The 26,057-nt window shown below is 37.5% G+C and carries 30 protein-coding genes; all 30 read right to left on the bottom strand.

The window, feature by feature from the left end:
* Nucleotides 1-1,386, bottom strand: a complete 1,386-nt coding sequence (locus tag M0P91_RS03770) for a mannose-1-phosphate guanylyltransferase/mannose-6-phosphate isomerase (RefSeq protein WP_295064727.1) — start codon at nt 1,384-1,386, stop codon at nt 1-3.
* A gap of 37 nt (nt 1,387-1,423) precedes the next feature.
* The gene (locus tag M0P91_RS03765) at nt 1,424-2,509 is read right to left on the bottom strand and encodes a DUF1972 domain-containing protein (protein ID WP_295064724.1); all 1,086 of its coding nucleotides are present in this window, start codon (nt 2,507-2,509) and stop codon (nt 1,424-1,426) included.
* A 23-nt stretch (nt 2,510-2,532) separates the two neighbouring features.
* Nucleotides 2,533-3,402, bottom strand: a complete 870-nt coding sequence (locus M0P91_RS03760) for a hypothetical protein (RefSeq protein ID WP_295064721.1) — start codon at nt 3,400-3,402, stop codon at nt 2,533-2,535.
* Nucleotides 3,402-4,421, bottom strand: coding sequence for a Gfo/Idh/MocA family oxidoreductase (locus M0P91_RS03755; protein ID WP_295064718.1), 1,020 nt, complete (start codon nt 4,419-4,421; stop codon nt 3,402-3,404). The genes M0P91_RS03760 and M0P91_RS03755 overlap by 1 nt, the downstream gene beginning before the upstream one ends.
* A gap of 38 nt (nt 4,422-4,459) precedes the next feature.
* Nucleotides 4,460-4,924, bottom strand: a complete 465-nt coding sequence (locus M0P91_RS03750) for an acyltransferase (protein ID WP_295064715.1) — start codon at nt 4,922-4,924, stop codon at nt 4,460-4,462.
* 32 nt (nt 4,925-4,956) lie between these two features.
* Nucleotides 4,957-5,844: a GDP-mannose 4,6-dehydratase gene (locus M0P91_RS03745; RefSeq protein ID WP_295064713.1), complete on the bottom strand. Its 888-nt coding sequence runs from the start codon at nt 5,842-5,844 to the stop codon at nt 4,957-4,959.
* Nucleotides 5,844-6,878, bottom strand: a complete 1,035-nt coding sequence (gmd, locus tag M0P91_RS03740) for a GDP-mannose 4,6-dehydratase (RefSeq protein ID WP_295064710.1) — start codon at nt 6,876-6,878, stop codon at nt 5,844-5,846. The genes M0P91_RS03745 and gmd overlap by 1 nt, the downstream gene beginning before the upstream one ends.
* A 145-nt stretch (nt 6,879-7,023) precedes the next feature.
* Nucleotides 7,024-8,187, bottom strand: coding sequence for a glycosyltransferase family 4 protein (locus M0P91_RS03735; protein WP_295064706.1), 1,164 nt, complete (start codon nt 8,185-8,187; stop codon nt 7,024-7,026).
* A gap of 4 nt (nt 8,188-8,191) precedes the next feature.
* Entirely contained in the window at nt 8,192-9,064 is an 873-nt protein-coding gene (locus tag M0P91_RS03730) for a sulfotransferase (protein WP_295064704.1), read from the bottom strand.
* 79 nt (nt 9,065-9,143) lie between these two features.
* Nucleotides 9,144-10,436, bottom strand: a complete 1,293-nt coding sequence (locus M0P91_RS03725) for a hypothetical protein (protein ID WP_295064701.1) — start codon at nt 10,434-10,436, stop codon at nt 9,144-9,146.
* 3 nt (nt 10,437-10,439) lie between these two features.
* The gene (locus M0P91_RS03720; protein ID WP_295064698.1) at nt 10,440-11,387 is read right to left on the bottom strand and encodes a glycosyltransferase; all 948 of its coding nucleotides are present in this window, start codon (nt 11,385-11,387) and stop codon (nt 10,440-10,442) included.
* 77 nt (nt 11,388-11,464) lie between these two features.
* Nucleotides 11,465-12,985 carry an oligosaccharide flippase family protein gene (locus M0P91_RS03715; protein ID WP_295064695.1) on the bottom strand — a complete coding sequence of 507 codons (1,521 nt, stop codon included), beginning with the start codon at nt 12,983-12,985 and terminating at the stop codon, nt 11,465-11,467.
* On the bottom strand, nt 12,985-13,536 hold the full coding sequence (locus tag M0P91_RS03710) for an acyltransferase (RefSeq protein ID WP_295064692.1): 552 nt from the start codon (nt 13,534-13,536) through the stop codon (nt 12,985-12,987). The genes M0P91_RS03715 and M0P91_RS03710 overlap by 1 nt, the downstream gene beginning before the upstream one ends.
* Nucleotides 13,537-14,610 (bottom strand): DegT/DnrJ/EryC1/StrS aminotransferase family protein, encoded by a 1,074-nt coding sequence (locus M0P91_RS03705; protein ID WP_295064688.1) that lies wholly within the window; start codon nt 14,608-14,610, stop codon nt 13,537-13,539.
* Between the two features lie 127 nt (nt 14,611-14,737).
* The gene (locus tag M0P91_RS03700; protein WP_295064685.1) at nt 14,738-15,310 is read right to left on the bottom strand and encodes an ORF6N domain-containing protein; all 573 of its coding nucleotides are present in this window, start codon (nt 15,308-15,310) and stop codon (nt 14,738-14,740) included.
* Entirely contained in the window at nt 15,307-15,654 is a 348-nt protein-coding gene (locus tag M0P91_RS03695) for a KilA-N domain-containing protein (protein WP_295064682.1), read from the bottom strand. Before M0P91_RS03695 ends, M0P91_RS03700 begins: the two co-directional genes overlap by 4 nt.
* Before the next feature lie 241 nt (nt 15,655-15,895).
* Complete coding sequence (locus tag M0P91_RS03690; protein ID WP_295064679.1) at nt 15,896-16,183, bottom strand: nucleotidyltransferase domain-containing protein; 288 nt, start codon at nt 16,181-16,183, stop codon at nt 15,896-15,898.
* A 416-nt stretch (nt 16,184-16,599) separates the two neighbouring features.
* Complete coding sequence (locus M0P91_RS03685; protein WP_295064676.1) at nt 16,600-16,989, bottom strand: type II toxin-antitoxin system VapC family toxin; 390 nt, start codon at nt 16,987-16,989, stop codon at nt 16,600-16,602.
* Complete coding sequence (locus M0P91_RS03680) at nt 16,976-17,206, bottom strand: hypothetical protein (protein ID WP_295064673.1); 231 nt, start codon at nt 17,204-17,206, stop codon at nt 16,976-16,978. The genes M0P91_RS03685 and M0P91_RS03680 overlap by 14 nt, the downstream gene beginning before the upstream one ends.
* A 128-nt stretch (nt 17,207-17,334) precedes the next feature.
* Entirely contained in the window at nt 17,335-17,787 is a 453-nt protein-coding gene (locus M0P91_RS03675; RefSeq protein ID WP_295064670.1) for a hypothetical protein, read from the bottom strand.
* Complete coding sequence (locus M0P91_RS03670) at nt 17,784-18,068, bottom strand: nucleotidyltransferase domain-containing protein (RefSeq protein ID WP_295064668.1); 285 nt, start codon at nt 18,066-18,068, stop codon at nt 17,784-17,786. The genes M0P91_RS03675 and M0P91_RS03670 overlap by 4 nt, the downstream gene beginning before the upstream one ends.
* A 217-nt stretch (nt 18,069-18,285) precedes the next feature.
* Complete coding sequence (rfbB, locus tag M0P91_RS03665) at nt 18,286-19,320, bottom strand: dTDP-glucose 4,6-dehydratase (protein WP_295064665.1); 1,035 nt, start codon at nt 19,318-19,320, stop codon at nt 18,286-18,288.
* Nucleotides 19,317-20,186 carry a dTDP-4-dehydrorhamnose reductase gene (gene rfbD, locus M0P91_RS03660; RefSeq protein WP_295064662.1) on the bottom strand — a complete coding sequence of 290 codons (870 nt, stop codon included), beginning with the start codon at nt 20,184-20,186 and terminating at the stop codon, nt 19,317-19,319. Before rfbD ends, rfbB begins: the two co-directional genes overlap by 4 nt.
* Nucleotides 20,179-20,751 (bottom strand): dTDP-4-dehydrorhamnose 3,5-epimerase, encoded by a 573-nt coding sequence (gene rfbC / locus M0P91_RS03655; RefSeq protein WP_295064659.1) that lies wholly within the window; start codon nt 20,749-20,751, stop codon nt 20,179-20,181. The genes rfbD and rfbC overlap by 8 nt, the downstream gene beginning before the upstream one ends.
* The gene (gene rfbA, locus M0P91_RS03650) at nt 20,751-21,638 is read right to left on the bottom strand and encodes a glucose-1-phosphate thymidylyltransferase RfbA (protein WP_295064656.1); all 888 of its coding nucleotides are present in this window, start codon (nt 21,636-21,638) and stop codon (nt 20,751-20,753) included. The genes rfbC and rfbA overlap by 1 nt, the downstream gene beginning before the upstream one ends.
* Nucleotides 21,635-22,405: a 3'(2'),5'-bisphosphate nucleotidase CysQ gene (cysQ, locus tag M0P91_RS03645; RefSeq protein ID WP_295064653.1), complete on the bottom strand. Its 771-nt coding sequence runs from the start codon at nt 22,403-22,405 to the stop codon at nt 21,635-21,637. The genes rfbA and cysQ overlap by 4 nt, the downstream gene beginning before the upstream one ends.
* Complete coding sequence (cysC, locus tag M0P91_RS03640; RefSeq protein ID WP_295064651.1) at nt 22,398-23,000, bottom strand: adenylyl-sulfate kinase; 603 nt, start codon at nt 22,998-23,000, stop codon at nt 22,398-22,400. Before cysC (M0P91_RS03640) ends, cysQ begins: the two co-directional genes overlap by 8 nt.
* 1 nt (nt 23,001) lies before the next feature.
* Nucleotides 23,002-23,730, bottom strand: a complete 729-nt coding sequence (cysC, locus tag M0P91_RS03635) for an adenylyl-sulfate kinase (protein WP_295064648.1) — start codon at nt 23,728-23,730, stop codon at nt 23,002-23,004.
* On the bottom strand, nt 23,730-25,133 hold the full coding sequence (gene cysN, locus M0P91_RS03630) for a sulfate adenylyltransferase subunit CysN (RefSeq protein WP_295064645.1): 1,404 nt from the start codon (nt 25,131-25,133) through the stop codon (nt 23,730-23,732). The genes cysC (M0P91_RS03635) and cysN overlap by 1 nt, the downstream gene beginning before the upstream one ends.
* A complete protein-coding gene (gene cysD / locus M0P91_RS03625; RefSeq protein WP_295064642.1) occupies nt 25,133-26,041 on the bottom strand; it encodes a sulfate adenylyltransferase subunit CysD in 909 nt (302 codons plus the stop codon). The genes cysN and cysD overlap by 1 nt, the downstream gene beginning before the upstream one ends.
* Between the last annotated feature and the right edge of the window lie 16 nt (nt 26,042-26,057).

Below are 26,057 nucleotides of genomic sequence, written 5' to 3'. Positions count from 1 at the left end.
TCAATTCCTTTTAAAATCATCGCTGATTCGTATGATATCATCTTCACCGGTATATTCACCCACTTGCGCTTCGATGAGGATAACCGGTATCTTCCCTTCATTTGACAAACGATGAATCTCTCCCATCTTAATATAAGTTGACTCATTTGGGCGAATATATTTGATTTCTTCACCCACAGTTACCGTTGCCGTACCGCTTACAACAATCCAATGTTCATTGCGGTGAAAATGTTTTTGAAGACTCAACCGTTTTCCGGGATTCACCACAATTCGTTTAATTTTATACCCCGGGGTATCTTCCAGTACGGTATAGGTCCCCCATGGACGATGTGCCGTCAAATGGATATTATGCAGCTGAGTATCTCTCTTTTTAAGCTGCGCGACAACCTCTTTGACTTTTTGGCTGCTCCCTTTTTTAGATATCAGCAATGCATCGCCCGTATCGATAATCATCAAATTATCGATGTCGATCGTCGCAACAAGTTTGTCAGAAATCACCAGATTATTTTTAGACCCGATCGAAATATGATTCTCTGCCGTTGTATTTCCATTCTCATCATGGGACATTTCATGATACAAAGCGTCAAAGCTTCCTACATCACTCCAGCCGATATCACTTGGAACAACCTTGACCCTGTCACTTTTTTCCATTACGGCATAATCAATGCTCTCATCAGGAATGGCTTGCATCTCGTCTGTGCGTATTCTGTATTGAGAAGGATGTGAACTTGATTTGTTTGTCCATGCTATACGACATGCGTCATAAATCTCCGGTGTATATTTTTGCAGTTCATCTAGAAACGTACCTGCACGAAAACAAAACATTCCGCTGTTCCAATAATAATTACCGGCATTGACATAGCTTTCTGCCGTATTTAAATCAGGTTTTTCATGAAATGCTTTGACATTTTCACCCTCTTGCGCTTCAATATATCCAAATCCTGTTTCTGCAAACGTCGGTGTTATCCCAAAGGTAACCAAATATCCCTCTTCCGCCAATACTTTAGCTCTGAGTACAACCTTCTCATAGTTGGCACCGTTTCGGATCAAATGGTCACTCGGTGAAACAAGAACGATCTCATCGGGATCCAATGCCATACAGGCTAAAGCGATAGCCGGTGCCGTATTGCGTCCGACCGGTTCAAGTAAAAAACTCGAATGAGAAACGGCTGTTGTTGAATTCTCTTCAAGCTGATCCAGAGCTAAAAAATACTGTTCAGAATTGGACACGACCAACTGTTTGTCGCATACGCCCATATTTCTCGCTACGGTCAGTTGAAATAATGACTTCCCATCAAATAGCTTAACAAACTGTTTTGGCAGAAGCGTACGGCTTATCGGCCATAGACGGGTTCCACTGCCCCCGCATAAAATGATATTTGTCATAAAGAATCCTCTTTCTTGCAAAATTAATTATCGAGATTTAGAAAAATCTTTCATATTCTTCAACAATATACTTCCAAGTATATAATCTTTCAGCAATTTCCTTCATTCGTAAACCGATACGCTGTTTTTCCTCACTATTGCTTTCCATTAAAGCAATTTTTTCTGCCAACTCATCAGAAGAATTAAAATAGGCAGCTTCATTTTCGGTTGTGTAGCGGTTGAAATTCACGTCGAAACAAAATATCGGTAACTCAAGATGCATTGCTTCAACCAGGGATGGATTGGTTCCGCCCGAACTGTGTCCATGGATATAATACGAGCAATTAGACCGGAGCTGATCGAGTATACTCAAATCGTAAATCGGATCCAACAAATGGATATGATTGTATTGCGCATACTTTTTTTTGAGATCCTTGCCGTATTCGCTGAAATCCCAATTGCCGACAAAAACCAAAGGATTCTTCGGCAGTTTTACAAATGCCTCTAAAATCATGTCAATATTATTATCCGGCTGTATACGCGCAACGGCAATAGAATACGGATTGTGTAAAAAACCAAAACGCTCTTTCAGTTCTTTAGATATCTCCATCCTTGTTACCTGATCTCCACCATACGCAATCACATGACTCTCTACATTATACGTTTCAAAAATATAATCTTGAAGCCCTTTGTTGTCTACTACGATAACATCGGAATATTTAACCGCAATTTTTTCTGAAAACTTTAAAAACCATCGTGCAAGCCAATTCCATTTTGAACGTTTCCACTCAAGCCCTGCCATGTTAAAAACGATTCGCTTATTAAACAAAGCAGAAATTATCGGTAACACGATCGCGCCCGATGATCCCAACACCAACAATATGTCATTATGTCTAACGGCATGGACAATGGATAAAATATCGTAGGGGATACTTTGAATACCGGTGGCTTTTAAAGGAATGTATTCAATTTTTGCATTATTATAGTTTTCTATCTTCTCCGGATAGCTCTTAGCGCTGCAATAGACCGTTAAATCAAATTTATCATGAATATAACGGCTTAAATAATCGGCAAAAGTCTCAAACCCGCCATATTTTGCCGGCAAGCCGACAATACCGATCACAGCTATTCGTTTAGTGTCCATATTTTCCCTTGCAGAAATCACTGTTAGCTATTCTGTCGTGACATGGCATCTTCTAACAGCTCTTTTGTTTGTAGAATATGCGCGGGTGACGAAGCGCCGAATAATACCGAGTCCACACCTTTTAACGATCCGACATACTTGACGGCTTCTGCAGGATTGATTGCACCGGAGGCTAAAATCGACATCGCAATATTGTAACTGTCATGTTTGTCTAGAACAGCTTCAACATCTTTTTGCGTTGGATTCATCCGAAACCCGATTTTATTGATATCACTACAAATCATCGGATTGACCATACCCAGATCATTGACAAGGATGTTGTGAAGTTTTACATGATTCATCGTAAAAAATCCGGCTTTAACCCCGTATTTTTTCTCCGTATAGCGGGAAAATTCATACAGTACATTGGTCAGACCAAGCCCGATCAATAAATCGGTTACAATATTTTGGAGGAAAATTGCTTCGACATTCATCCCTTTAAGGAGTTTCATTTCAGAGTCAACCAGCAGTTCCATGATCGGAACCGGATCCGATGTAATAAGTGACCCCACCCCTTTTAACCCGGCCATAAGTTTATTGCCGGGGGTGAATTTATTAATGGCTTCAAATATTCCCAGTTCAACCATGGCGTTACCGTACTTGTGGGCATACGGCATACAGGGAATCAGTTTAAAATCATTAAATCGGCTATCATTTTTTATACGCTCCAGTACCGGCTCCAACTGATCGTGTGTCGTAAACATGAAACTTTTGATTCCGATATCATTGACGTATTCCAATGTTTTAAAAATATCGTCGGCAGACTTGAATTTCTGACTCTGTTTAATCGATGTTTGTTCTGACATGTGATTAACACCGAAAAATTGATTGTCCCCAAAAATTATTTTATCCATTATCGGACTCCTCCTGAAAGATTAAATGTCTCTTCGAGCATTTTATCCGTTATGCTCGCACTGTAAAGGGATGAGCGCGACTCACTGATCGTTCCGTTAAGTAGCTGAGAAAACTCTTCCAATTGACGCGAAAAATCTTCCCCTCGAAGGTAATAATTGACATCCGTATTTTCATCGGTAATATAGAGCTGATTCCACCCTTTTTGAAGGTTATTGCCCTCATCTGCCTCATTCATGTAAATGGAAAGTTCTTGTTTATTGGCGATGATTTTCCCTTTGGATCCGAAAATTTCGATCGTATTGCTCGCTTTTCGAACCGAATTATCCGACCAGTTGATATAATTGTATCCCACGATTTTATCATCATGCAGCAATGTAGCCGATACTATGTCATCTACCATGGTCGAAAAAACCTTTTTGAGTACGGAAGAGACGATTCGTACATCGGTACCGAAAAAATAGGTGGACAAATCAAAACAGTGAGGACCGTAATCGAACAAACATCCCCCCCCTTTTGAGTAATCATTCCTCCACCCTTTACTGCTTTCAGCGATAACGACACCACCTACCATCCGGTTGCTGTAGCTTGCGATTTCACCCAATACTTTCTCATCCAAAAGTTTTTTAACTCTTTGAAAAATCGGGTTAAATCGGTTTACATAACCAACCTGCCCTTTTAAATTTTTTGCTTTAGCCAGTTCAACCAGCTCCTGGCTCTCTTTATACGTGAGGGTAAAAGGTTTCTCGACAAATACACTAATCCCTTTTTCCAAACAGTACTTGGCAATCTCAAAATGAAATGTATTGGGAACATTGACCATTATCCCGTCCAATTGGACATCATCAATCATTTTTTTATAATCACTGAAGGCACGAAACTTTGTATTTTTTTCTAAAAATCGGAGCAATGGCTTCGACGTATCGCATATGGCGGCAACTTCAATTCCTACCGTTTGATTGGCAATGGCCAAATGGGAAAGACCCATTTTACCTACACCGATTACACCTAGTTTCTTCATATGATTTTCTCCTTCAATATTAACTTACTCTATTTCAATCAGTTTTGGTCAAACTCTGATAAAACTGCATGCGAATTCATTGATATTTTTCTATCCAAAATTCTTCCCGGGTTGCCTACAACAATTGAATTGGACGGCACGTCTTTCGTTACTACCGTTGCAGCACCTACGATCACTTCATCTCCGATACGGACACCCGGTAATATCATAGAGCCGACCCCGATAAAACAATTTTTGCCGATATACGTATCGGTCACCCATGGATTTCGTGGATCAATGGGGTCACGTTTAACGTGTTCATGGCACAATATCGTTGTCCCACTGGCGATTAATGAATTTTCGCCGATATGTATCCCTTGCGGATAGACTTTATCCAGAACCAAACGGCTCTCCAGAATAACACTTTTGTCTATATTGGCATACCCTTGCAATTGGTGCGATTTCATACGGATTGATCGAATAATCTTAGATATGATCTCCATTGCTATAATTCTCAACTTCATTCTTGCCCTTTATTCATAATGACGATAAAGCGTCACTCTTTCGCTGCACTGCTATACATCCATTGTAACGTATCGCGAATGGTATATTTATTATCAAGTTCAATAAAACTTCCTAGCTTCATTGCTGAACCGGTTAATACCGGTATTTCATTTTTACGCATAAACATTGGATTCACCTGAATGTCAATTGAATATTCTGATAATTCTTCCAATAATTCTATGACCGTTAATAATTTCACCCCACTGCCCGTACACACATTAACAACATCCGATTTTGCACTGCAGCGCATAAGTTTCTCATACCATTCTACGACCACTCTAACATCATTAAACTCTCTCGATACATCCAGATTGCCGAGTTCGATACCCTCTTTTTTCTCACGGAAATGGGTGACGATTTTTGGTATTACAAAATTATTACTATGCCCTACTCCCGTATAGTTAAAGGGTCTGACAATCAATATATTTAATCGATCAAAATAAGTCCTAGCCATGCACTCCATGGCCAACTTACTGATGCCGTAATGCTCGACCGGCTTAGGGCACATGGATTCGTCCAGTACGCTGCTACCTTGATTTCCATATACCGTTGCGCTGCTGGCAATCACTATTTTTTTGAGTGTCGATACTTCCAAACATCCTTCGAGAATATTTTGGGTCCCTAAAACATTGACGCTGTACATCATCGATTTGTCGGATTCACCGACAAACGAAATAGCGGCTAAATGAAAAAGATAATCCGGTTTAACCTTGGTTATAACCCTCTTAACGTCATCTCGGTTACGAATGTCACATTGGAGGTGATTCGGATTTTTCGATTTATCTTGGACACTGCCGTAAACGGCATACCCAAGATTTCTCAAAAAAATTTCGAGGTGTTTACCGGTAAACCCGTCAATCCCCGTGATAAAAACAGTCATTAAAAAGTGGCGCCTGATTCATTTCGTCGAAGATCTTCTTTGACCATCATCGCGCACAACTCTTCCAATGATGTCTTGGGTTCCCAGCCCAAGACACTTTTGGCTTTTTCAGGATTGCCTATGAGTAAATCCACTTCAGCCGGACGATAAAACTTGGAATTCACTTTAACGAGGATTTTATCCGTCGATTTGTCTTTTCCAATCTCATCTACCCCGCTACCGCTCCATTCAAGATCAATATCCGCTGCTTTAAAAGCCATCGTTACAAAATCACGAACCGTTTCAGTTCTGTTGGTAGCCAATACATAGGTATCAGGCTTATCCGCCTGTAACATAAGATACATCCCCTCAACATACTCTTTTGCAAAACCCCAGTCTCGCTTGGCATCCATATTGCCAAGCTCTAGAAACTCCTGCTTACCCAGTTTGATTTTCGCAACACTGTCGGTGATTTTTCTCGTTACAAACTCTTTCCCGCGTAATGGCGATTCATGATTAAATAAAATCCCGCTACATCCAAAAATATTATACGATTCACGATAATTAATCACCATCCAGTGCGCGTAAAGCTTGGCAACCCCATAGGGGCTTCTTGGATAAAATGGGGTGGATTCTATCTGTGGAATAGCTTGAACTTCTCCAAACATTTCAGAAGTGGACGCTTGATAAAATTTAATTTTTGGATTGACGATACGAATCGCTTCAAGTAAATGGACACATCCCAATCCGGTAATATGCGCTGTCGCTAGCGGTTGTTCAAAAGAGACTCCGACAAAACTTTGTGCCGCAAGATTATAAATTTCATCCGGCTGAATCTCCATAACCATTCGGATACTGTTTGACTGATCCGTTAAATCATATTCGACCAGATGCAAATTAGGATGTTTATCAACCCCCAGCTCCTCTAATCTCCAAAAATTCACCGAAGCGGTACGCCGATACGTACCGTATACCTCGTAACCTTTTTGTAATAAAAGCTCTACCAAATACGCGCCGTCTTGACCTGTCACACCCGTTACAATCGCTTTTTTCATTAATTACCCCACTCTTAATCAATATCTTAAATACCATATAATTAAACCGAAATTATTTGATAATACTAACCATATTTTAACGTAAACTGGAAACTTATTCAATACAAATCACACCAAGCTACGATTATAAAATACCCTTTATAATTTAAACACCATTATGAACGATTTCAATATAGGATTTAGCGATTTCGTCCCAACTGTAAGATTGCTCTATTGTCTTTTTTGCATTAAATGATAAAGTATCTTTCAAATTTGGAGTATTGAAAAATAGATTGATCTTATCTGCCAAATCCTTTGGATTTTCATTTACAAATAATAACCCATTTTCCTGATCTGTAATAACCTCTTTATTGGCAGGTAAATCAGATGCTATCACAGCAACCCCATGACTCATTGCCATTAACAAGACTGCACTTTGATAGATGATACGATAGGGAAGTACATTTACATCTGCTGATAAAAAAAGATTTTCTCTCTCTTCATCTTCTATAAATCGTATCATTTGAATAACACGATCTTCTAAGTGATGTTTTTTGATGATTTCATTATAAAAGTTCATATCATCTTGCAAGGGTTTACCGGCAATTATTAATTTTATATCATTACTTACATTAGACATAGCTTCCAATAGTATGTCTAGACCTTTAACCTTTTTAATTTGCCCGAAGAATAGTATATATTTTTGATCTTCTTCTAAACCCATCTTTCTGCGTGCATCAGCTTTAGAAATGTTTGTATTTACTAAATCAATATATCCGCCTTGTTTAATTATTTTGACCTTTTCAATATTATTAATATTAATATTTTTAATTAAAGTGTTATATGAAAAATGATTATGCACAACAACATAAGTCGAAAACTGATTGTAAATTAGTTGTTGAATAGCTTTGTTGTCATTCTCAACAAAACTAGTCACATCATGAGATACTACTAAAGTTTTTAATCCAAATAAACGAGGTACCGCAATTAAAATCAAGGTTATCGCATTAGCATAAAATAGATGTAAAATAACAAGATCAACTTCGTATTTTTTCGCCCGATACGATGCTTGTAATACTCCTCTTAAAAGGTAGAATAGTTTTTTTAATGGATTACTCTTTGTATGACCTTCAAAAACAGAATGGTATTTAATTTTATCGGTATCTCTGCCAAGAAAATTACTAAATAAAAAGGTTTCACACTCATTCTTTTCCAAACCTTTTGCCAATGAACAGTCATAATAATCCATTCCTGCTTTATTGCCTACATGATCAATTATTGCAATTTTTACGCTTTTAGCCTCTTGGAGAAAATCTTGTTTACTATTCATCTGTTTAGCCTTTATACCAATGTGATAGATCACGCCCAATTAATTGCTCTAGATTTTTTATATCAGGTGTAAATAGTTTGAGTAAATCTTCCTTTATTCTTTGATCGAGTTTAGGTTTGTTTTTTCTATCAAAAAACAAGTTGATCAATCTGTCCTTTAGAGAATTTGGAATTAGAACTGACATTAATGTACGAATAGGATAAGAAGCATATAAAGCATGTATAAACTTATTTCTAGGCATAGAAAATACATTATGCTCACGTTCAGTATCGGGAAAAGACAATGGATCGATTTCTAAAAAATCATACAAATCTTTAATTACAGCATCACTGTTTTTTCGCAGCTCTTCTTGTAAATAAATCTTTACCTGCCCTTCTCCAAACAAATCCAAATACCGCTTAACTTGTTCATAATACAACCCAAGCTCAATGTATTGTTGGTAATAGAGATCCATATTTTTATGATTCTCAGATTTATTCACTATCGCCTCGAATGGAAGAGATACCAATCCCAATCTATAGTCCATTAAATAATGAGAAAATCCTCTTTCAATAGGGTCTCTGAGTAAAATAATAATTTTTACATCAGGCAGCATCTCTTTAATTTTTTCTGCCGTTTCAGGATAAAAAAGATAGGATACACTTCCCTCACCTATAGCTTTCTCAGTACTCACCGTCTCAAATAGCTTTTCATATTCTTCTATACTTTTTACCCTAAAGCTATCATAATACAATCCTTGTCTTTCAATTTCTTCCCGAGAGAAAAAATTCACCTCTTTCGGATCACTCATAAAAACCTGCGGGTGTTCAGACAAATAATAATACAATGATGTAGTGCCTGCTTTTGGTGCACCGACTATAATAAAATTTGGTAACATTTGTCATTTCCTTTTAATGTAATATTGCTTATATAAATTTTTCCAGTAATTAATACCAATGAATCCCTACATGATACTTTCAGCCAGCTTTATTTTTCTCTTCAACTTTCAGATAGGCGAGTAATATAAAAAGTGGTATAACATATTTTATAGGCTCAAAATAAAAACTATCATGTACAGCTGAAATGATTGCAAGTAGTAATAAATATTTCATTGTAATTATAAAAATATTTTTTTTATCAACTACTTTTTTAATTGTTTTAACTGAAATAGCTATAGGTATCAAAAATAAAAAGAAAAATCCAACAATACCATACATAAACAACCCACCTAATATACCAATATCCCAAGGATAAAAATAACCAAAAATTGATTCATATCCATCATTCCATTGGTGACTAATACTACCTGTACCAAATAGAATGCTAAATGGATGTTCTGTAAAATAATTCCAAACAATCAATGTTTCAAAAATCCTTGCATTAGCAGAAGAATCCTCAGATTCTTTACCTGTAAAAACTGTAAACATTTGAATAAATAGATCACTCATTCGCTCTAAATAATCTGGAATTGCAACTTGAATAAGTAGCAACATCATAGATAAAAATAATACAAGCTTTAAAATCAACAATACAACTTTATTAAAAGAATAATTAAATAAGAAATATAGTAAAAATGTTGATGCTAGTGTTATTATGTATGTCCGACCTTGAACAACAAATAAGATATATCCAATAAAAACAAGAAAATATAATAAATTAGCATGATTTTTTGTAATGATATATTTAACAAAATAGTAAATTGTACCAAAAGATATGAAATATGTTTGAAAATTAAACCGTAACCCACGAGTATCAGATATTAACACAAACTTTGAAGAACTTTCTGGATCAATAAATTGACTCGCATCAACAGTTAAAAGTATAAATGAAAAGAAAATCAGAGAAGACCATGCCATAAAGATAAAAGTTGCTTCAATAGTTGTAAAATTCATTTTACCAGTAACTAAAATATAATAGAACCAAATACCAACACCAAGTAATAGCCATCCTCTTCCAGAAAGAATTCCAAAAATAAATGGCTGTCCAAATGAAATCAAAGCATTAATGGCTCCATAAAGTGGAATAATCATAATTAGAACAAGGTAATAAGCCACTACCCTGTTAACCAGTTTCCCATTTAGTATTACTGTAACGATATAGGTAAGCAAAAATAGCAAAACTAGCCCCAAAAAACCGGCTTGCATTTGAAAAAAAAGTTCGTGGAATGGTGTTGACTGAAAAAATTTATACGTGAAAATTATCGTAAAAAAAAGTAATACGGAGTTTTTTAAACGATTTAAATTTCGAAAAGGATAATTAAAATCGCGCATAAATTATTTATCCTTTTTACAAAAGATAATATGAAAAAATACCCATACGTAATTAAAAATTTTACGCATTGTATAATTTAAACTTTTACGAAAGCTCATTGCTCGTTCGCTGATTAGTTTTTCATATCTCTCATTATATTCCACATTCTCCGCAAGTTTTATATCACTTAAATTACTTTCATTTAATTCTACATCCCAAATATTAGTAACTTTTGCATGTACACCACTACCGTCAGCACCTATATTCTTGACAAACGATTGCTTAGGATACAGAGTATATTTATCAAATAGAAATTGATATGCAGATATTTTATAATCTAAGGGGTTAACTTTATTTGGCATTCTTTTAATATTTGAAAGTGCTTTAAACATTGGAGGATTATATTTAAAAATTTTATTAGCAATCTTATATTTACCCTTTAGTAAGCATATAAAATCAGTCTTATTACCAATTTCGATTATTTTTCTATCTTTCCAAGTAGCAAAACCCCATGCACTAAAAATTCTTTGCAAAAACACATCATCTTTTCCTTCATGTATCTCTTTTACATCTAACATATAACCAGAAATAGTCAATATTCGCTTATCATCTTGATAATGATTAAGTGATTCATTCATGAATTTTAAAAAATAATTCGAAGTAACATTATCATCTTCTAAAAAAATAATTTTACCATGAATGTTTAGAAGCTGCTCAATTGCACCATAAAGATTTTCGATTATTCCGTTTGTTTGTCTTTCTACTATGTGTACTTTCTTAAAACCATCAACAGTACGTATATATTCTCTAACTTTCCTAACAATCTCTTCATCTCCTATTCTTGGAGCATCTGAAAATATATAAAGCTCAGTTTGCTTTGCTAAAGTATTTTTTTGTAAAGCCTCAATTGTCTGCTTTAAATGGTTAATACGACTATATGTACATACTGCAACTGGTGCCAAATTTTCCATACAATTACCCCTCTTTTTTTAATAAAACTTAGTTCTTACGTAGATATTACAATGAATATAACTATTTCACACCTAAATTACAAATATTTTCTTAAAATTATTTTTAGAAGATGGTCTTTTGCAATTCTACTTGATAAAATCGCAGATGTTATAATGATTAGACTGGCACCAAATATTTTAAGCAATAAAATTATTCGTGTACCGTCCTGAACAAAGTCATGAAGTAGAATTCCAACAACAATTGGCAAAGCTATGGGCACGAAAATATCATGGAATAACCATTGCGAATGAATACCTTTAGCAAATGTATTGTGTACAATCAATGTCCAAATCATAAAATATAGAAAATTTACAAAAAGCCATGCATATCCTGCGCCTATCATACCGTATTGATGTGTCGCCCAAAATAATACAGGAAGCAAAATTATAACAAAAAGAACGCTTCCATATATATGAAGTTTTAAACTGCCTTTCGCATATTGCAAATAATATGGGAATGCTGCAACAGCTAATATACCGTATCCTATAGCATACAATTGCATAATTGGTGCAGCCACTTCTGCTATATGCCTATCTCCAGTCCATACATACAAAATCTGTACTGTAAAAGATGATAATATAATTGCGACTGATCCCGCTATAACCGTAACAATCTGAGTCAAATGGCGATAGATGCGAATCAACTCCTCGTATTTTCCATCTGCTTCAAGTTTTACCATACGTGGCATAATTGCACTACTTATAGGAGCTGTTATCATCATAATACCGCTTGCTACGAGTACAGCTAATGTGAAATAACCATAATTTTCAAGAGTCAATAAATTTGACATAATCAATTTATCAGTCTGAGTAACTAGAACCCATATCCCAGAAGTAAGTGCAATACTAATTGAAAAACCTATAATCGATTTAATTGGCTTAATAGACCACCCAATTTTGCCTGCCTGCAATGAAGTTAGTTTAGGTAACAAATTTTTTGCTTTTATCAGTAACCCACTAAACTCAATAATAGCAACAATAAATTGGTAGCTAAAAAATACTGTTGGAGTAGCTCCGAATAACCACATAACTGGAAAAACAATCAAGAAACGCAAAGTTGCAATAATAACATTAAATCCGCTTAGCCACACAAATTGTTCTGAACCAGATACTACACCTCGATAAAGCCCAGTCATCCATCGTAAAGCAATACTTATAATCATTATTTTCAATGCAAAACTTACTTCACTAATTGATAACCTTTCAACATGAAGCCACTTTTCAGCGATAAGACCAGAAAGAATTAACAAGCTAACTCCACCTATAACAGCTACACATACAAATATAATATTCAGTGAACGAAATAAACGTCTATATGTTATGTTATCGTATTTACCTGCTCTCATTCTTGCTGTTTCGCGTCCAATAGTAGGTGTTAATCCAAGGTCCAATAAGTTGAACCATGATTGTAACATAGCAAAAAATCCAACTAAGCCATACGCTTCAGCGCCCATCTCGCTTATATAAAAAGGTAATACAATAATACCTAATAATACAACATACCCTTGACTAAAATAAGAAGTAATAATATTTTTTTTTAAACTTATTTGTTTTACCATTATTTAAATAAACTTCCAATTTTATCACTTTCCAAATCTGTTGTAAAAGTCTCATAATTTTTCAAAACTTCTTCTTTATTACGTTCTCCAACTTTTTTATTACCTATATATATTCCCCATGGTTCCAAAGATTTAGTAACCACAGAATTCGCGCCGACTGTGGCACCCTCACCAATAGTCACACCCGGTAAAACAACACTATTTGCACCTATGATACAAAAATCACCAATACTAATAGGAATACTTTTAATATTGCGATAATTGTTTGCAATAGTAGAATTACCAAATCCCCACTCTTTAAAATCGTCCGTAGCTGTTAAAATTCTACACCCTTGGGAAATAGCAGCATAATTACCTATGGTAAGCTTATTTCCTCCAGTTATGGATGAAAAATTAGCAATATGGACATAATTTCCAATTGTTATTTTTTCTTTTGCATAGATGAGGGTAAAATCATCAATAATAATATATTTTCCAAAATCAATATTTTCAAGACCAATAATTTTTGTGTATTCAAAAGTCTTAACATCAGGAATATTATACTTGTCCATTTAGATATTTTCTTTCACAATTTTTATAATAAAGTTCAAATCATTTTCGTCTAAATCAACATATATTGGCAAACACAAAATTCTACTTGCAATATCTCTTGAATTAGAACAATATTGCTTCGGCTCAATGTAACTTAATGTATCCAGTGAAGGGTAAAAATAACGTCTCGGAAATATTTGCTGTTCATTGAGTGCTTTTTGAACTTTTAGTAATTGGTCTTCATTCTTTAATACTATAGGAAAATAACTATAATTTTGAGTAGCATTTTGATTTTGTTCTTGAAATTGAATTAATCCCTCTAATTGTGTCTGATAGGTTTTAAAAATAACACTTCTACTCTGTTTGATTTGTTCGATATCGTCCAAAACACAAAGCCCCATCGCCGCTTCAAACTCATTCATCTTTGCATTTGTACCAAGTTCGGGGATCGATTCAGCATTTTGGATACCAAAGTTTATCAGATAACGGGCTTTTTGCACGAGAGCGTCATCATTGATAATAAGTGCTCCCCCCTCTATAGTATGAAAAAGTTTCGTTGCATGAAAGCTCAGTGTAGAGATATCACCGTAATTAAGAACGCTTTTTTCTTTGTACTTCACATCAAAAGCATGTGCAGCATCATAGATAACTTTAAGATCATGCTTATTGGCGATTTGCTCGATTTTTTCGACTTCACATGCATTTCCGAAAACATGAACACCTAAAATGGCCGAAGTATTCGGAGTGATCACCGATTCTATTTTTTCAGGGTCGATGTTAAAGCTGCCCGGATCAATATCGGTAAATATCGGGAGTAGACCGTTTGTAACCAGAGAACTCGTTGTAGCCACAAAACTAAATGGTGTTGTCACTACAAAACCTTTCAACCCAAGTGTACGATAGGCGATTTCCAAAGCAACCGTACCGTTGGATACTAAAACAATATTTTTAACTCCTAGATATTCTGCCAATCTTTTCTCTAGCTTTTGCACCAAAGGACCGTTATTTGTAACCCAACTATTTTTATAAATTTCATCAACATACTTCTTGTATTTTTCAATATCTGGAAGATAGGTTTTGGTCACATTAATCATTTTAATTCCCTTTGTACTGAATCAATCCCGAGAAAATCACGACTATAGCCATTCTCTGCTACAGTATCGTGTACGTCCGCATAACGGTTGACAATAATTGTATTGGCGGAAAAAGTTGTTTTCATTTTCACTTCTTAATCTTTTTTATACTTCTACTAACTTTAGCGAATCCAAGATTAAACTCAAACTTGGTTGTCGTTTCGACTATCTCACCATCCTCATCATCAGCTAAACCATCTGTTTCTATTTCGATAATCTCTTCAAGGATTTGGTTTGATTTTTGAGCCAACTCTTTTTGGATCTCTTCATTGTCTGACTTGATTATGCCATTTATATTTCGAGATAGCTCTTTTACTTTTGCAAAGGTTTCAATGATGTTCAATGTAGTTTGAGTCGCTGTGTTACTTTTGATAATAGTGGCGAGCATATAAAGAGCTTTTTCGGTAAAAACCTTTGGACTTACGGTTGAATGCTTGAGTCGATTGAACCGATCAAAATTTTTGATCAGTTCATTTTTTTCTTCTTTGATCAGTTCTACAATATACCCATCAGGAAACTTGTCAAGATTGTTTGATACTGCTTGATTTATCTCTCTAGTTTCTACTCCATATAATTGTGCGACATCGCTATCGACTAGAACATATTCATCTTTGTATCTAATCAGCTTGTTTTGTAAATCATCAAATTTGATAATACTCATCGATGTTTCCTATTATTCATTCCCAAACAAATCACGGCTGTAGACTTTATCATTTTAACTTCTTTATCACTGTTAGATTCTCGCCACTCTTTAGCGGTTAATCCAAAAAGGGCAACATTCAGCACATCCACTTCGTTTGCATAGAGAAAACTTTCATTATTTGTTTTTTCGCATAATCCTAAAAATTCTATCGTTTCACGATTTCGCATCCAATTTTGAAGGATATACTCGCTTCTAGCTGCATCTTTGTATCGTGCAATATCAGTTAGTGATATATAATCAGCTTTTTCATGCTGACGGATATATATCTCTGTGTGTTGTACTAGAATTTTGTTATTTTTCAAATTCTATTTCTTTCATTTTCATATTTAATTATGGGGATTATATCTTTTTTATTCTTCATATTTGGTTAATACTGTTATTTTTTATCTAGCAGCGCAATGCTGTCAAAATCACTTTTAATTCATCTTTATGCTTGTGAATACTTTTAAAAATTTCTCTCTGTAGATTATAGTCTGATTGCCCATTTTCTAGCCTCTTGTTCAATTAGTCTGTTTGTAGCTTCTCCTACTATCTCAAATTCTCTTAGACATATATTAAATCTTTTTCGATTCGTTTTCTTATAAATGGTCGAATAGAATCTAAAAGACCGATATCTACCTCTTTGTTTAATGTTTCAGATAAAAAAAGTTTTGCTTTGGCTATCAAAAAACCATTTTTTCTTTTCATTTCTAAAATAACAATATCTATATCACTATTTTCGTTTTCTTCATCTCGGGCATAGCTTCCAAATACTGCTATTTTTGTAATACCGTATTGTTCGTTCAAAGTTTGTTTTGTTTCTTTAATCTGATTAAAAATGGATTGTTTCATTATTATTTTCTCCTAACAATCATCGAGATTTTTCAATGTATACACAATATTATCATACATAGTGTTTTTCACTTTTAATGTTATCGTATACATTTTATACTCTAAACAGAATTTTCTAATTTTATCAAACTTCATGTTAATCATTCAAAAATTTTAAACCAAGATCAACTCACTAACAGCGCAATGCCGCCAAAATCACTTTTAATTCATCTTTTATTACATCATATTTTATAAATACCTACCTTATACCGTCTATCTTTAACTGTATATACGCATTTTGTCATCCCGTACTTGATACGGGATCCATCTCTTGCATTAGATTCCGTGTCGTAGCACGGAATGACGAGAGTATACTTAGTTAATGAAGTTTGGTATTATATGCCAAAACCTTGCCCTGTTTCTCAGAGAAATAAAAGTTACATGGAAGTATTTAAAGCTGGCAAAAGTTGTAAATTTAAACCATTAATAGATTTTAGTCTAATATCATTAGTGTATAAAACAGCATTTTGCTGTATTGCTGTAGCGCATATAATGGCATCTGGAAGTTTAATTGGGTATTGCTTACGAATATCAATGACTTTTTTGACTATCTCTTCATCGATATAAATAATTTCAAAAAGTAAAAAAAGTTTAGTTATTATCTCTTCTTCCTCTTTGGAAGTGAACGTGTAGCCAAGCACTTCCATATAAGTGATGACGGATACACCATAATGCTCATCATCATTCAAGCTGTCAATATCCAATAAACCTTTGGACAAGTATATTAATGTATTTGAATCTAGTAAAGTCATTTCACAACCACTCATCTCTTTGAGCTTGCTGCCATAGCATTGGGTTGTCAATTGATTGAAATATTTCAATATCTTTATTTTCGAGCAACGCTTTTAACTGTTGCTTGATATTTACTTGGTCTGGGACTTGATAGTCCTGAATTACCTCGACCTCTTTTTTATCGAGATTTTTTAATAAATACATAATATGATCATACATAGTATTTTGCACTTTTAATGTTATCGTATGCATTTCAAACTCCTATTTAGGGATAGATTGATTATATCAACCCTCATATTGGTATACTCTTTTGGAATCGCTTTGGCCGCAGGAAGAAATTGCCTCCCGTATCCTGCTGCCGGGAATAGACACTTTTTGATTTAGTGGTTTTCATTATTTAAACACTTTGCGTCAATGTACAGTAATGTATTGTTTATAATATCTATCAGTTTTGAAGAATACTGTAAAACTTCATCAAATACATCAACCAAATCATCTTCGATATATTCATGCACCACAGTGTTTCTAACATCTTTCATAATTCTAAGCATTTCAATATCGTTGAACAATCCTCTTTTATGGGCATTGTTTACCACGTCTACGAGAGTTCCTTGATTTTCAAATTCATATTCATCAAGTGTTCGAAAGATTTTTCGGATTAAAAAATCAATCCCTCTGCTGTATCTGCTGCACAGTGTTTCAAATTTACCAAATTCTTCAACACTGTATTCTGCTTTTATACCTATTAGTAAACATTCATCAAAAGAGATTTTTATCCAAAAAAGTTGCTTTTGAAGTAAAACTTTATCTTGTAAAAGCTTTTCAAGCATCATAATAAAATCGCCTTTTGAAAAATATGTTTCGTAAATGGATTTTTTAAATCTCCATTGTCTAACACAATATCAAGTTTTTGTTCTCCGAAATGTTTAAAAAAATCGATTCGCAGGTATCGTAAATCTTTTTTCGTAACGTCATCTGATATAATGAGCAAATCAATATCTCCACCTTTCGCCGTATCATCTACACGACTTCCGAATAAATATATTTTTGCATTTGAAGATATAGTTTTTAAGGTATTTTTGAGCACTTCAATCTCCATTGGGGCAAGTCTCATTTTTTCTTCCTAATCATATAAAAGACACCAATTGTATTTGTCACCCTAAAAACTCTAAAAACGTCCGGTATTAGGCACTTAAAAAGCTACTTTCACCTATTGGTACAAGCATAAACAAGGTGATTGATTCTGGGTTTCTACTCAATCACAAGACAAACGATTTAAGTCTGATCAACTATTCTTTTTAATATCGATCATACTAATCTTCTGTGAGATTTTAGTGATTATATTTTTCCAAATACCATTCGATTGTTTTGACAATACCGCTGTCGAAATTCTCATCAGCTTTCCATCCCAGCTCTGTTTCAAGTTTTGTTGCATCGATAGCATAACGGCGATCGTGACCTGCTCGGTCCTCAACGTAGGTAATAAGCTCTTTATACGAGGGGATGGATCCCGTATCAAGTACGGGATGACGAGGTTTTAATTCATCGAGAAGAGTACAAATACGTTCAACTATTTGGTTGTTGTTACGTTCGTTTCGTCCGCCGATGTTGTAAACTTCACCGCTACGTCCGGCATGATAGACCAAATCGATCCCCTTGCAATGGTCGAGTACATAGAGCCAGTCACGGATGTTTTTACCGTCGCCGTAGACCGGGATATTTTCACCGGCAAGTGCTTTTCGTATAACGGTCGGAATCAGTTTTTCGTTATGCTGTTTGGGGCCGTAATTGTTGGAGCAATTCGTGATAACGGTGTTCATTCCGTAGGTGTGATGATAGCTGCGGACGATCATGTCACTCCCGGCTTTTGAAGCACTGTACGGAGAATTCGGGGCGTAGGAGGTCTCTTCGGTAAACAATCCTGTCTCTCCGAGCGTTCCATACACTTCGTCGGTGCTGATGTGGTGAAATCGGCATCCCTCATATCCGGCTTTGTAGACAAACGGTTTCTCCATCCACGATTTATACGCGACATCGATGAGGGTGAAACTGCCGTTGACATTGGTCTGGACAAAGACCCCCGGATTCTTGATCGAGTTATCGACATGACTCTCTGCGGCGAAGTGGATCACACCGCGAATATCGTATTGGCTAAAAAGTGATTCAACCAGCGGACGGTCACAAATATCCCCTTGGACGAAGATATGGCGATCACTCTGAGGTGCATCGGAGAGATTGGCCATATCTCCGGCATAGGTGAGGAGATCTAAGTTAATTAAACGGACATCGCTATATTTCTCTAAGAAATAGGGGACGAAATTGCTTCCGATAAATCCGGCACATCCGGTGACTAAAATGGTTTTCATTCTTTTTCTCCTAATAACGCAATACATTTTTCAAGACTATCTTTCCAGTAAGGAATATCAATATTATACTTTTGTTTTATTTTATTTTTGTTTAATAGACTGTAATAGGGTCTTGTTGCTGGTGTTGGGTATTGATCGGTGGTGATGGGATTGACTTGGCATTGAATGCCGGAGAGCTCAAAAATTGCCTGAGCAAAATCGTACCAACTGGCTACCCCTTCATTGGAATAGTGATAAATCTCAGGGTGTCCGTTTTGGATATTCGGGAGAATATCCAAAATCATTTTTGCCAAATCTCGTGCATAGGTCGGTGTCCCCACCTGATCAAAGATCACCCCTATCCTTTCTTTCTCATTTCCCAATCGCAGCATTGTCTTGAGAAAATTGTTTCCGAATGAGGAGTAAACCCACGATGTCCGGATAATAATCGTGTTTGCCGGTGCAACCGACACAATCGCTTCCTCCCCATCACGCTTGCTTCTTCCGTAAACTCCCTGCGGATCGGTTGAATCACTTTCCATGTAAGGGCGATAGTTTTGGCCGTTAAATACATAATCGGTCGAAATATGGATCAATGACATTTTTTTTGCTTTTGCGATCTTAGCAAGTGTCTCTACCGCTCGGCTATTGATCGCATCGGCCAGATCGGGTTGCGATTCGGCCTTATCGACAGCGGTATAGGCGGCACAATTGATGAGTGCATCAAAGGTTTTATCCTCAAAATAGCGCTCTATCGCTTTTGTATCGGCCATATCGACAATACTGCGGTCCATATAGGTAATCTCATACTCCGGATAGATCCCGCTGATTTCTCTGATTTCGCTGCCGACTTGTCCATTGGCTCCGGTAACCAGAAGCTTAGTCATAATAGCTTTCACTGTAGTCAAAGAGATCAGCTCCGCTCAAAAGAGGCTGCTTTGTGTCTTTTGCCGATAACTGTAACTCTGCGTACAATGCTATCCAATCGATCCCGATAGCAGGGTCGTTGAATGCTATCCCCCTGTCACATTCGATGCTGTAGTAATTATCTACTTTATACGCAAAGGTGCAGCTCTCGGAGAGGACGACAAAACCGTGCGCAAATCCGCGCGGAATAAAAAGCTGCCGCTTGTTTTCGCCGCTCAGGCGAACGGCAACATGGTGACCGAACGTCGGTGATCCTTGACGTATATCGACGGCGACATCCAGAACTTCCCCCTCGATAACACGAACCAGTTTCGTCTGAGCAAACGGTGGAAGCTGATAATGCAAACCCCGCAAAACACCGTACGAGCTTTTGGACTCATTATCCTGACAAAATGCAACTTTAAAGCCTAAAAAAGCCTCCAGTTTGTCCGCGCGAAACGTTTCGACGAAATAGCCGCGATCATCCCCGTGCACAACGGGATCGATCACTACAACATCATGAATGGGTGTACGGGTAAACGTCATTATCCTATTTTCCCTTCACTCGCACGGCGAATCAGATACTGGCCGTATTGATTTTTGGAAAGCGGTTTGGCCAGTTCCAAAAGTTTCTCTTTGGTAATGTACCCCATCTCATAGGCGATCTCTTCGAGACACGCCACTTTGAGCCCTTGGCGATTTTCTATCGTTTGAATAAACAGACTCGCTTCGAGGAGACTCTCGTGGGTGCCGGTATCAAGCCAAGCGTATCCGCGCCCCATCAACTCTACTTTAAGGGCATTTTGCGCCAAATATGCTTGATTAACCGTAGTGATTTCAAGTTCGCCGCGATCACTCGGCTGAACATTTTTAGCAATCTCAACGACGCTGTTTGGATAAAAATAGAGGCCGACTACGGCATACGAACTTTTTGGATCGGTCGGCTTCTCTTCAATCGAGAGTACATTTCCATCCTTATCAAATTCCGCCACCCCGTAGCGTTCCGGATCTTTAACCCAGTATCCGAATACCGTCGCTTTATTCTCTTCGGTGACGTTCCTGACCGACTGAGCCAACATCTTTGTCAATCCGTGACCGTAGAAAATGTTGTCGCCCAATACAAGACAGACATCGTCACTTCCGATAAAATCAGCCCCAAGAATAAACGCTTGCGCCAATCCATCCGGTGATGGCTGAACGCAATATTCAAATCGCATTCCAATATTATGCCCATCCCCTAAAAGTTCTTCAAAGCGGGGAAGATCGGTCGGCGTCGATATGATAAGCACCTCCGTAATCCCGGCCAGCATCAATACCGAGAGAGGATAATAGATCATCGGTTTGTCATAGATCGGCACGAGTTGTTTACTCACCCCTTTGGTAATCGGATAAAGCCGTGTACCGCTACCCCCGGCTAAGATAATTCCCTTCATTTTGACCCCTTCACAACGAACCATGGATTCAATAAATTTTCTTTATTATACACAACTGCGGTTTCATCCGGATAACCAAACGTCATTTTACCGCTTTCGCGTACAATCGCATCGGCAGCAGCCGTATCCCACTCCATTGTCGGTGCCAGACGGGGATAAATATCCGCACTCCCCTCTGCCACCATACAAAGCTTCAGCGAACTCCCCTTGGAGACGCACTCAATACGTTCCGTCGTTTCCGAAAGGGTATCAATGTACTCTTGCGTCTCCGGACTCAAATGGGATTTGCTGGCAACGATGCGAAGGAGTTTTTCCGGATTTTGATTGGTTTGAAGCGGAAGAGAGATACCGTTTTTAAATGCCCCCTCCCCTTTTTTTGCCCAATACATCTCATTTAATGCAGGGGCGTATACCACACCGAGTATCGGAACATTTTTATAAATCAGAGCGATGTTGACCGTAAACTCGTCATTTTTTTTAATAAATTCTTTCGTTCCGTCTAACGGATCAACCATCCAAAAATAGCCCCACTCTTTTCGATCGTCATAGTCGATCATTTTCCCCTCTTCCGAGAGGATAGGTAATTGAACACTTAGCCCGTTAAGCCCTTCGACAATAATTTCATTTGCTCTTTGATCCGCTTCCGTCAAAGGGCTGCTGTCCTCTTTGTAATCGACAGTAAAATCTTTGGCGTAAATCTCCATTATCGCTTCCCCCGCTTTGCGGGCGATTGCAATAATATCGTTTGTCTGAATTTGTTCAAGCATTCAAGTATCCTTTTTGAGTTAAGAACTTTATAATGGTATCTACTGATTCTTCTACGCTTTTCATTCCGCTCATCAGATGTATTTCCGGCAATTTTGGAGCTTCATAAGGTGAACTTATACCCGTAAAATCGGCTATTTCTCCTCTGCGTGCTTTTTGATACAACCCTTTCGGATCACGTGATTCGCATATTTCCAGCGGAGTATCGATAAAGACCTCGATAAATTCTTCCGGTTCTACGAGTGAGCGTACCGTATCTCTATCCGCTCGAAACGGTGAAATAAAGGCGCTGATGACCATTAACCCCGCATCAACGAAAAGTTTACTCACTTCGCCGATCCGGCGAATGTTTTCAATCCGGTCTTCTTCACTGAATCCGAGCGTTTTGTTCAAGCCATGACGAACATTGTCACCGTCTAGAAGATAGGTATGTTTGCCCATCTCAAAAAGCTTCTCTTCCAGTGCATTGGCAATGGTCGATTTACCGGATCCGCTAAGGCCTGTAAACCATAAAACACACGGTTTTTGAGATTTCAGTGCTGCGCGTTTTTCTTTCGTAATATCATGTTTGTGCCAGACAATATTGGAGTCATTCATATTAAATCTTTATATAATGTTTTTTAAGATACCGGACAATAAGTTCCGCCGCTTCATCTGCGCTCATTTTATCACTCTCAATAATAATTTCCGCATGAGTCGGCTCTTCATAGACATCATTTATCCCTGAGAAATTTTGCAACTCTCCACTCATCGCTTTAGCATAAACCCCTTTATAGTCTCGCGCTTTACAGGTTTCGATATCTGCTTTAATGTAGACGACAACATTGTTTTTTACCATCTCGCGAATTGCCTTGCGCGATTCACGATACGGCGATACAAAAGAGGCTACCGTGGATATCGAGTTGTTCTGCAATGTCTTGATCAGATGACCGACCCGGTGCATATGACGATTGCGTTCTTCTCTGCTGTACCCGATACCGGGGATTAAATCCCGGATATCTTTACTGTCCAGACGCTCAATCGGAATCTGATACGTTTTTAGTTTTTCATACACCAAATCGGCTATCGTACTTTTGCCGGACATCGGCAATCCCGTAAACCAGAGATTAAACGGTTCTAACTTCTTTTTTCCCCATCGCACGCGCTGCCATATTTTTTCATGGACATAATACAAAGCGACTTTTGATATCGTCTCTACAATCCCGGCAGCTATAGCCAAATCGAGCCGTCCGAAAAAAATATAGACAATAACTACCGTTACGGAAGTTGCAAAAAAACGCCAGCTAAACCCTTTTGCAAGAGAACGAGTATTGGTTTCTCGATACATTAAATCCCTTTACATTCCCATTCGGGGAAATATTCTCGTATATACGCGTTTAAAGCGATTTCCGCTTCATTGTACATTTTTTTCTTTTTGCTCATCCCATCCTGCGCGGCAGAAACGATCATCCCTGCTCCCACCGTATTGTTGCTGATACGATCAACAACGATAAAACTTCCCGTCAACCGGTTTGTTTGATAATTATCGGATGCTATCGGGCGTGTCAATACCATTTTGCACAAAGCAATGTCATTTAGCCCCAGTTCATTTACCTGTAATTTTTCGTAACTGTTGACATCTATTTTGTACTCTATGGTTTCAAAACTACCGGAAATAACGGATGTGGCACGTTTAATATTATAGCTGCGTCCATGCTCCATCACTTTTTCGTCCATCCATACCAGCATGACATCCAAAACATTTGAGATAACCGGTAAATTTTCCGTATGAACGATCATGTCGCCCCGTGAAATATCTACTTCATCTTCGGTTGTTATGGTTATGGCCATCGGTGCACACGCCTCTAAAGAGGTTGTTTGTCGGTCCGTTTCCGTGATATCCGAAGCGTTGATAATACTTTTTACTCGCGTCGTTTTTCCCGAAGGCAACACCGTGATCTCATCACCGACACGCACGCTTCCGGCCGCAATCGTTCCGCAGAACCCTCTAAAATCAAGATTCGGGCGGTTAACGTACTGAACCGGAAATCTAAAGTTTTCAGCTCTCTCTTCTTTTGCGATATTCATTGTATCTAACAGATTTAACAGTGTTTTACCCTGATACCATGGCATATTTGTACTTTTATCAACGACATTGTCCCCATCCAAAGCGCTTACCGGAATGTAATAGGTATTTTTTATCCCTAATTCAGCGGCCAATTCGCCATAGGCTTTGGATATTTCATCATATCTGCTCTCACTGTAGTCGACCAAATCCATTTTATTGATGGCAACAATCACGTGTTCAATACCCAACAAATTGACAATAAAACTATGCCGGCGTGTTTGCGTTAAAATACTTTTACGGGCGTCAATAAGAATGATGGCAACATCCGCCGTAGATGCTCCCGTAACCATATTCCGGGTATATTGTTCGTGCCCCGGCGTATCGGCAATAATGAACTTTCGGTTCTCCGTAGCAAAAAATCGGTAGGCTACATCAATGGTAATCCCTTGTTCACGTTCGCTTTGCAAACCGTCTACCAATAAGGCCATATCGATTTTTTCACCCGTTGTACCGTATTTTTTACTTTCACTCTCTGCTGCTGCAAGCTGATCGTCAAAAATCATTTTCGAGTCATACAACATCCGTCCGATCAGTGTGCTTTTTCCGTCATCAACACTTCCGCACGTTAAAAAGCGGAGCATGTCTTTATTTTCATGCTCTTTTAAATAGTTAATAATATCCATTAAAAATATCCCTCAATTTTTTTCAGCTCCATCGCACCCTCTTGATCTTTGTCAATCAGGCGCCCTTCGCGTTCACTGCTGGTTGAAAGGAGCATCTCTTTAATGATCTCCGGCAACGTAGTCGCACTCGAATTAATCGCCCCCGTCAGCGGATAGCATCCGAGTGTTCTGAAGCGAACCATCTCGTTTTTAGCCGTTTTACGAAGTTCTTCCGGCATTCGATCATCATCAACCATGATTTTTACCCCATCCATCTCCACTACCGGCTGCTCTTTTGCAAAATATAGGGAGGGGATCGGAATCCCCTCCAAATATATATATTGCCAAATATCAAGTTCCGTCCAGTTGGAAATAGGGAAAACACGTACGCTTTCACCTTTTTGGATTGCGGTGTTATAGATATTCCAGAGTTCGGGGCGCTGATTTTTTGGATCCCAGCGGTGATGTTTATCACGAAAAGAGAAAATACGCTCCTTTGCACGGCTTTTCTCTTCATCCCGGCGGGCACCTCCGATGATTGCGTCGTATCCCCCTTGATTGAGTGCTTGTTTTAACCCTTCTGTTTTCATGATATCGGTATGAACTTTGCTCCCGTGTTCAAACGGAGAAATATTCATCTCGACCCCTTCCGGATTAGAATGGACGACCAGATCAAATCCAAGATCTTTTGCCCGCTGATCGCGAAACTCAATCATCTCTTTAAATTTCCAAAGGGTATCAACATGCAATAAAGGGAAAGGGAGTTTACTTGGTGCAAATGCTTTCATAGCCAAATGGAGCATTACGGACGAATCTTTCCCTACCGAATACATCATCACCGGATTGCTGAATTCAGCAGCTACTTCTCGCAAAATATGTATTGATTCGGCTTCCAGCCGCTTAAGATGTGTCAGCTGTTTGTCTAACATTTCTTCTCCCTTTTCA

Source organism: Sulfuricurvum sp. (assembly GCF_023229695.1).
Lineage (GTDB): Bacteria > Campylobacterota > Campylobacteria > Campylobacterales > Sulfurimonadaceae > Sulfuricurvum.
The sequence above is the reverse complement of the archived record's forward strand: the minus strand, read 5'-3'. Positions and strand labels throughout refer to the sequence as shown.

Coding starts and splice junctions, on each gene's coding strand:
- M0P91_RS03770 (WP_295064727.1), bottom strand. CDS start 1,386: ATGACAAATATCATTTTATGCGGGGGCAGTGGAACCCGTCTATGGCCG.
- M0P91_RS03765 (WP_295064724.1), bottom strand. CDS start 2,509: ATGGACACTAAACGAATAGCTGTGATCGGTATTGTCGGCTTGCCGGCA.
- M0P91_RS03760 (WP_295064721.1), bottom strand. CDS start 3,402: ATGGATAAAATAATTTTTGGGGACAATCAATTTTTCGGTGTTAATCAC.
- M0P91_RS03755 (WP_295064718.1), bottom strand. CDS start 4,421: ATGAAGAAACTAGGTGTAATCGGTGTAGGTAAAATGGGTCTTTCCCAT.
- M0P91_RS03750 (WP_295064715.1), bottom strand. CDS start 4,924: ATGAAGTTGAGAATTATAGCAATGGAGATCATATCTAAGATTATTCGA.
- M0P91_RS03745 (WP_295064713.1), bottom strand. CDS start 5,844: ATGACTGTTTTTATCACGGGGATTGACGGGTTTACCGGTAAACACCTC.
- gmd (WP_295064710.1), bottom strand. CDS start 6,878: ATGAAAAAAGCGATTGTAACGGGTGTGACAGGTCAAGACGGCGCGTAT.
- M0P91_RS03735 (WP_295064706.1), bottom strand. CDS start 8,187: ATGAATAGTAAACAAGATTTTCTCCAAGAGGCTAAAAGCGTAAAAATT.
- M0P91_RS03730 (WP_295064704.1), bottom strand. CDS start 9,064: ATGTTACCAAATTTTATTATAGTCGGTGCACCAAAAGCAGGCACTACA.
- M0P91_RS03725 (WP_295064701.1), bottom strand. CDS start 10,436: ATGCGCGATTTTAATTATCCTTTTCGAAATTTAAATCGTTTAAAAAAC.
- M0P91_RS03720 (WP_295064698.1), bottom strand. CDS start 11,387: ATGGAAAATTTGGCACCAGTTGCAGTATGTACATATAGTCGTATTAAC.
- M0P91_RS03715 (WP_295064695.1), bottom strand. CDS start 12,985: ATGGTAAAACAAATAAGTTTAAAAAAAAATATTATTACTTCTTATTTT.
- M0P91_RS03710 (WP_295064692.1), bottom strand. CDS start 13,536: ATGGACAAGTATAATATTCCTGATGTTAAGACTTTTGAATACACAAAA.
- M0P91_RS03705 (WP_295064688.1), bottom strand. CDS start 14,610: ATGATTAATGTGACCAAAACCTATCTTCCAGATATTGAAAAATACAAG.
- M0P91_RS03700 (WP_295064685.1), bottom strand. CDS start 15,310: ATGAGTATTATCAAATTTGATGATTTACAAAACAAGCTGATTAGATAC.
- M0P91_RS03690 (WP_295064679.1), bottom strand. CDS start 16,183: ATGAAACAATCCATTTTTAATCAGATTAAAGAAACAAAACAAACTTTG.
- M0P91_RS03685 (WP_295064676.1), bottom strand. CDS start 16,989: ATGAGTGGTTGTGAAATGACTTTACTAGATTCAAATACATTAATATAC.
- M0P91_RS03680 (WP_295064673.1), bottom strand. CDS start 17,206: ATGCATACGATAACATTAAAAGTGCAAAATACTATGTATGATCATATT.
- M0P91_RS03675 (WP_295064670.1), bottom strand. CDS start 17,787: ATGATGCTTGAAAAGCTTTTACAAGATAAAGTTTTACTTCAAAAGCAA.
- M0P91_RS03670 (WP_295064668.1), bottom strand. CDS start 18,068: ATGAGACTTGCCCCAATGGAGATTGAAGTGCTCAAAAATACCTTAAAA.
- rfbB (WP_295064665.1), bottom strand. CDS start 19,320: ATGAAAACCATTTTAGTCACCGGATGTGCCGGATTTATCGGAAGCAAT.
- rfbD (WP_295064662.1), bottom strand. CDS start 20,186: ATGACTAAGCTTCTGGTTACCGGAGCCAATGGACAAGTCGGCAGCGAA.
- rfbC (WP_295064659.1), bottom strand. CDS start 20,751: ATGACGTTTACCCGTACACCCATTCATGATGTTGTAGTGATCGATCCC.
- rfbA (WP_295064656.1), bottom strand. CDS start 21,638: ATGAAGGGAATTATCTTAGCCGGGGGTAGCGGTACACGGCTTTATCCG.
- cysQ (WP_295064653.1), bottom strand. CDS start 22,405: ATGCTTGAACAAATTCAGACAAACGATATTATTGCAATCGCCCGCAAA.
- cysC (WP_295064651.1), bottom strand. CDS start 23,000: ATGAATGACTCCAATATTGTCTGGCACAAACATGATATTACGAAAGAA.
- cysC (WP_295064648.1), bottom strand. CDS start 23,730: ATGTATCGAGAAACCAATACTCGTTCTCTTGCAAAAGGGTTTAGCTGG.
- cysN (WP_295064645.1), bottom strand. CDS start 25,133: ATGGATATTATTAACTATTTAAAAGAGCATGAAAATAAAGACATGCTC.
- cysD (WP_295064642.1), bottom strand. CDS start 26,041: ATGTTAGACAAACAGCTGACACATCTTAAGCGGCTGGAAGCCGAATCA.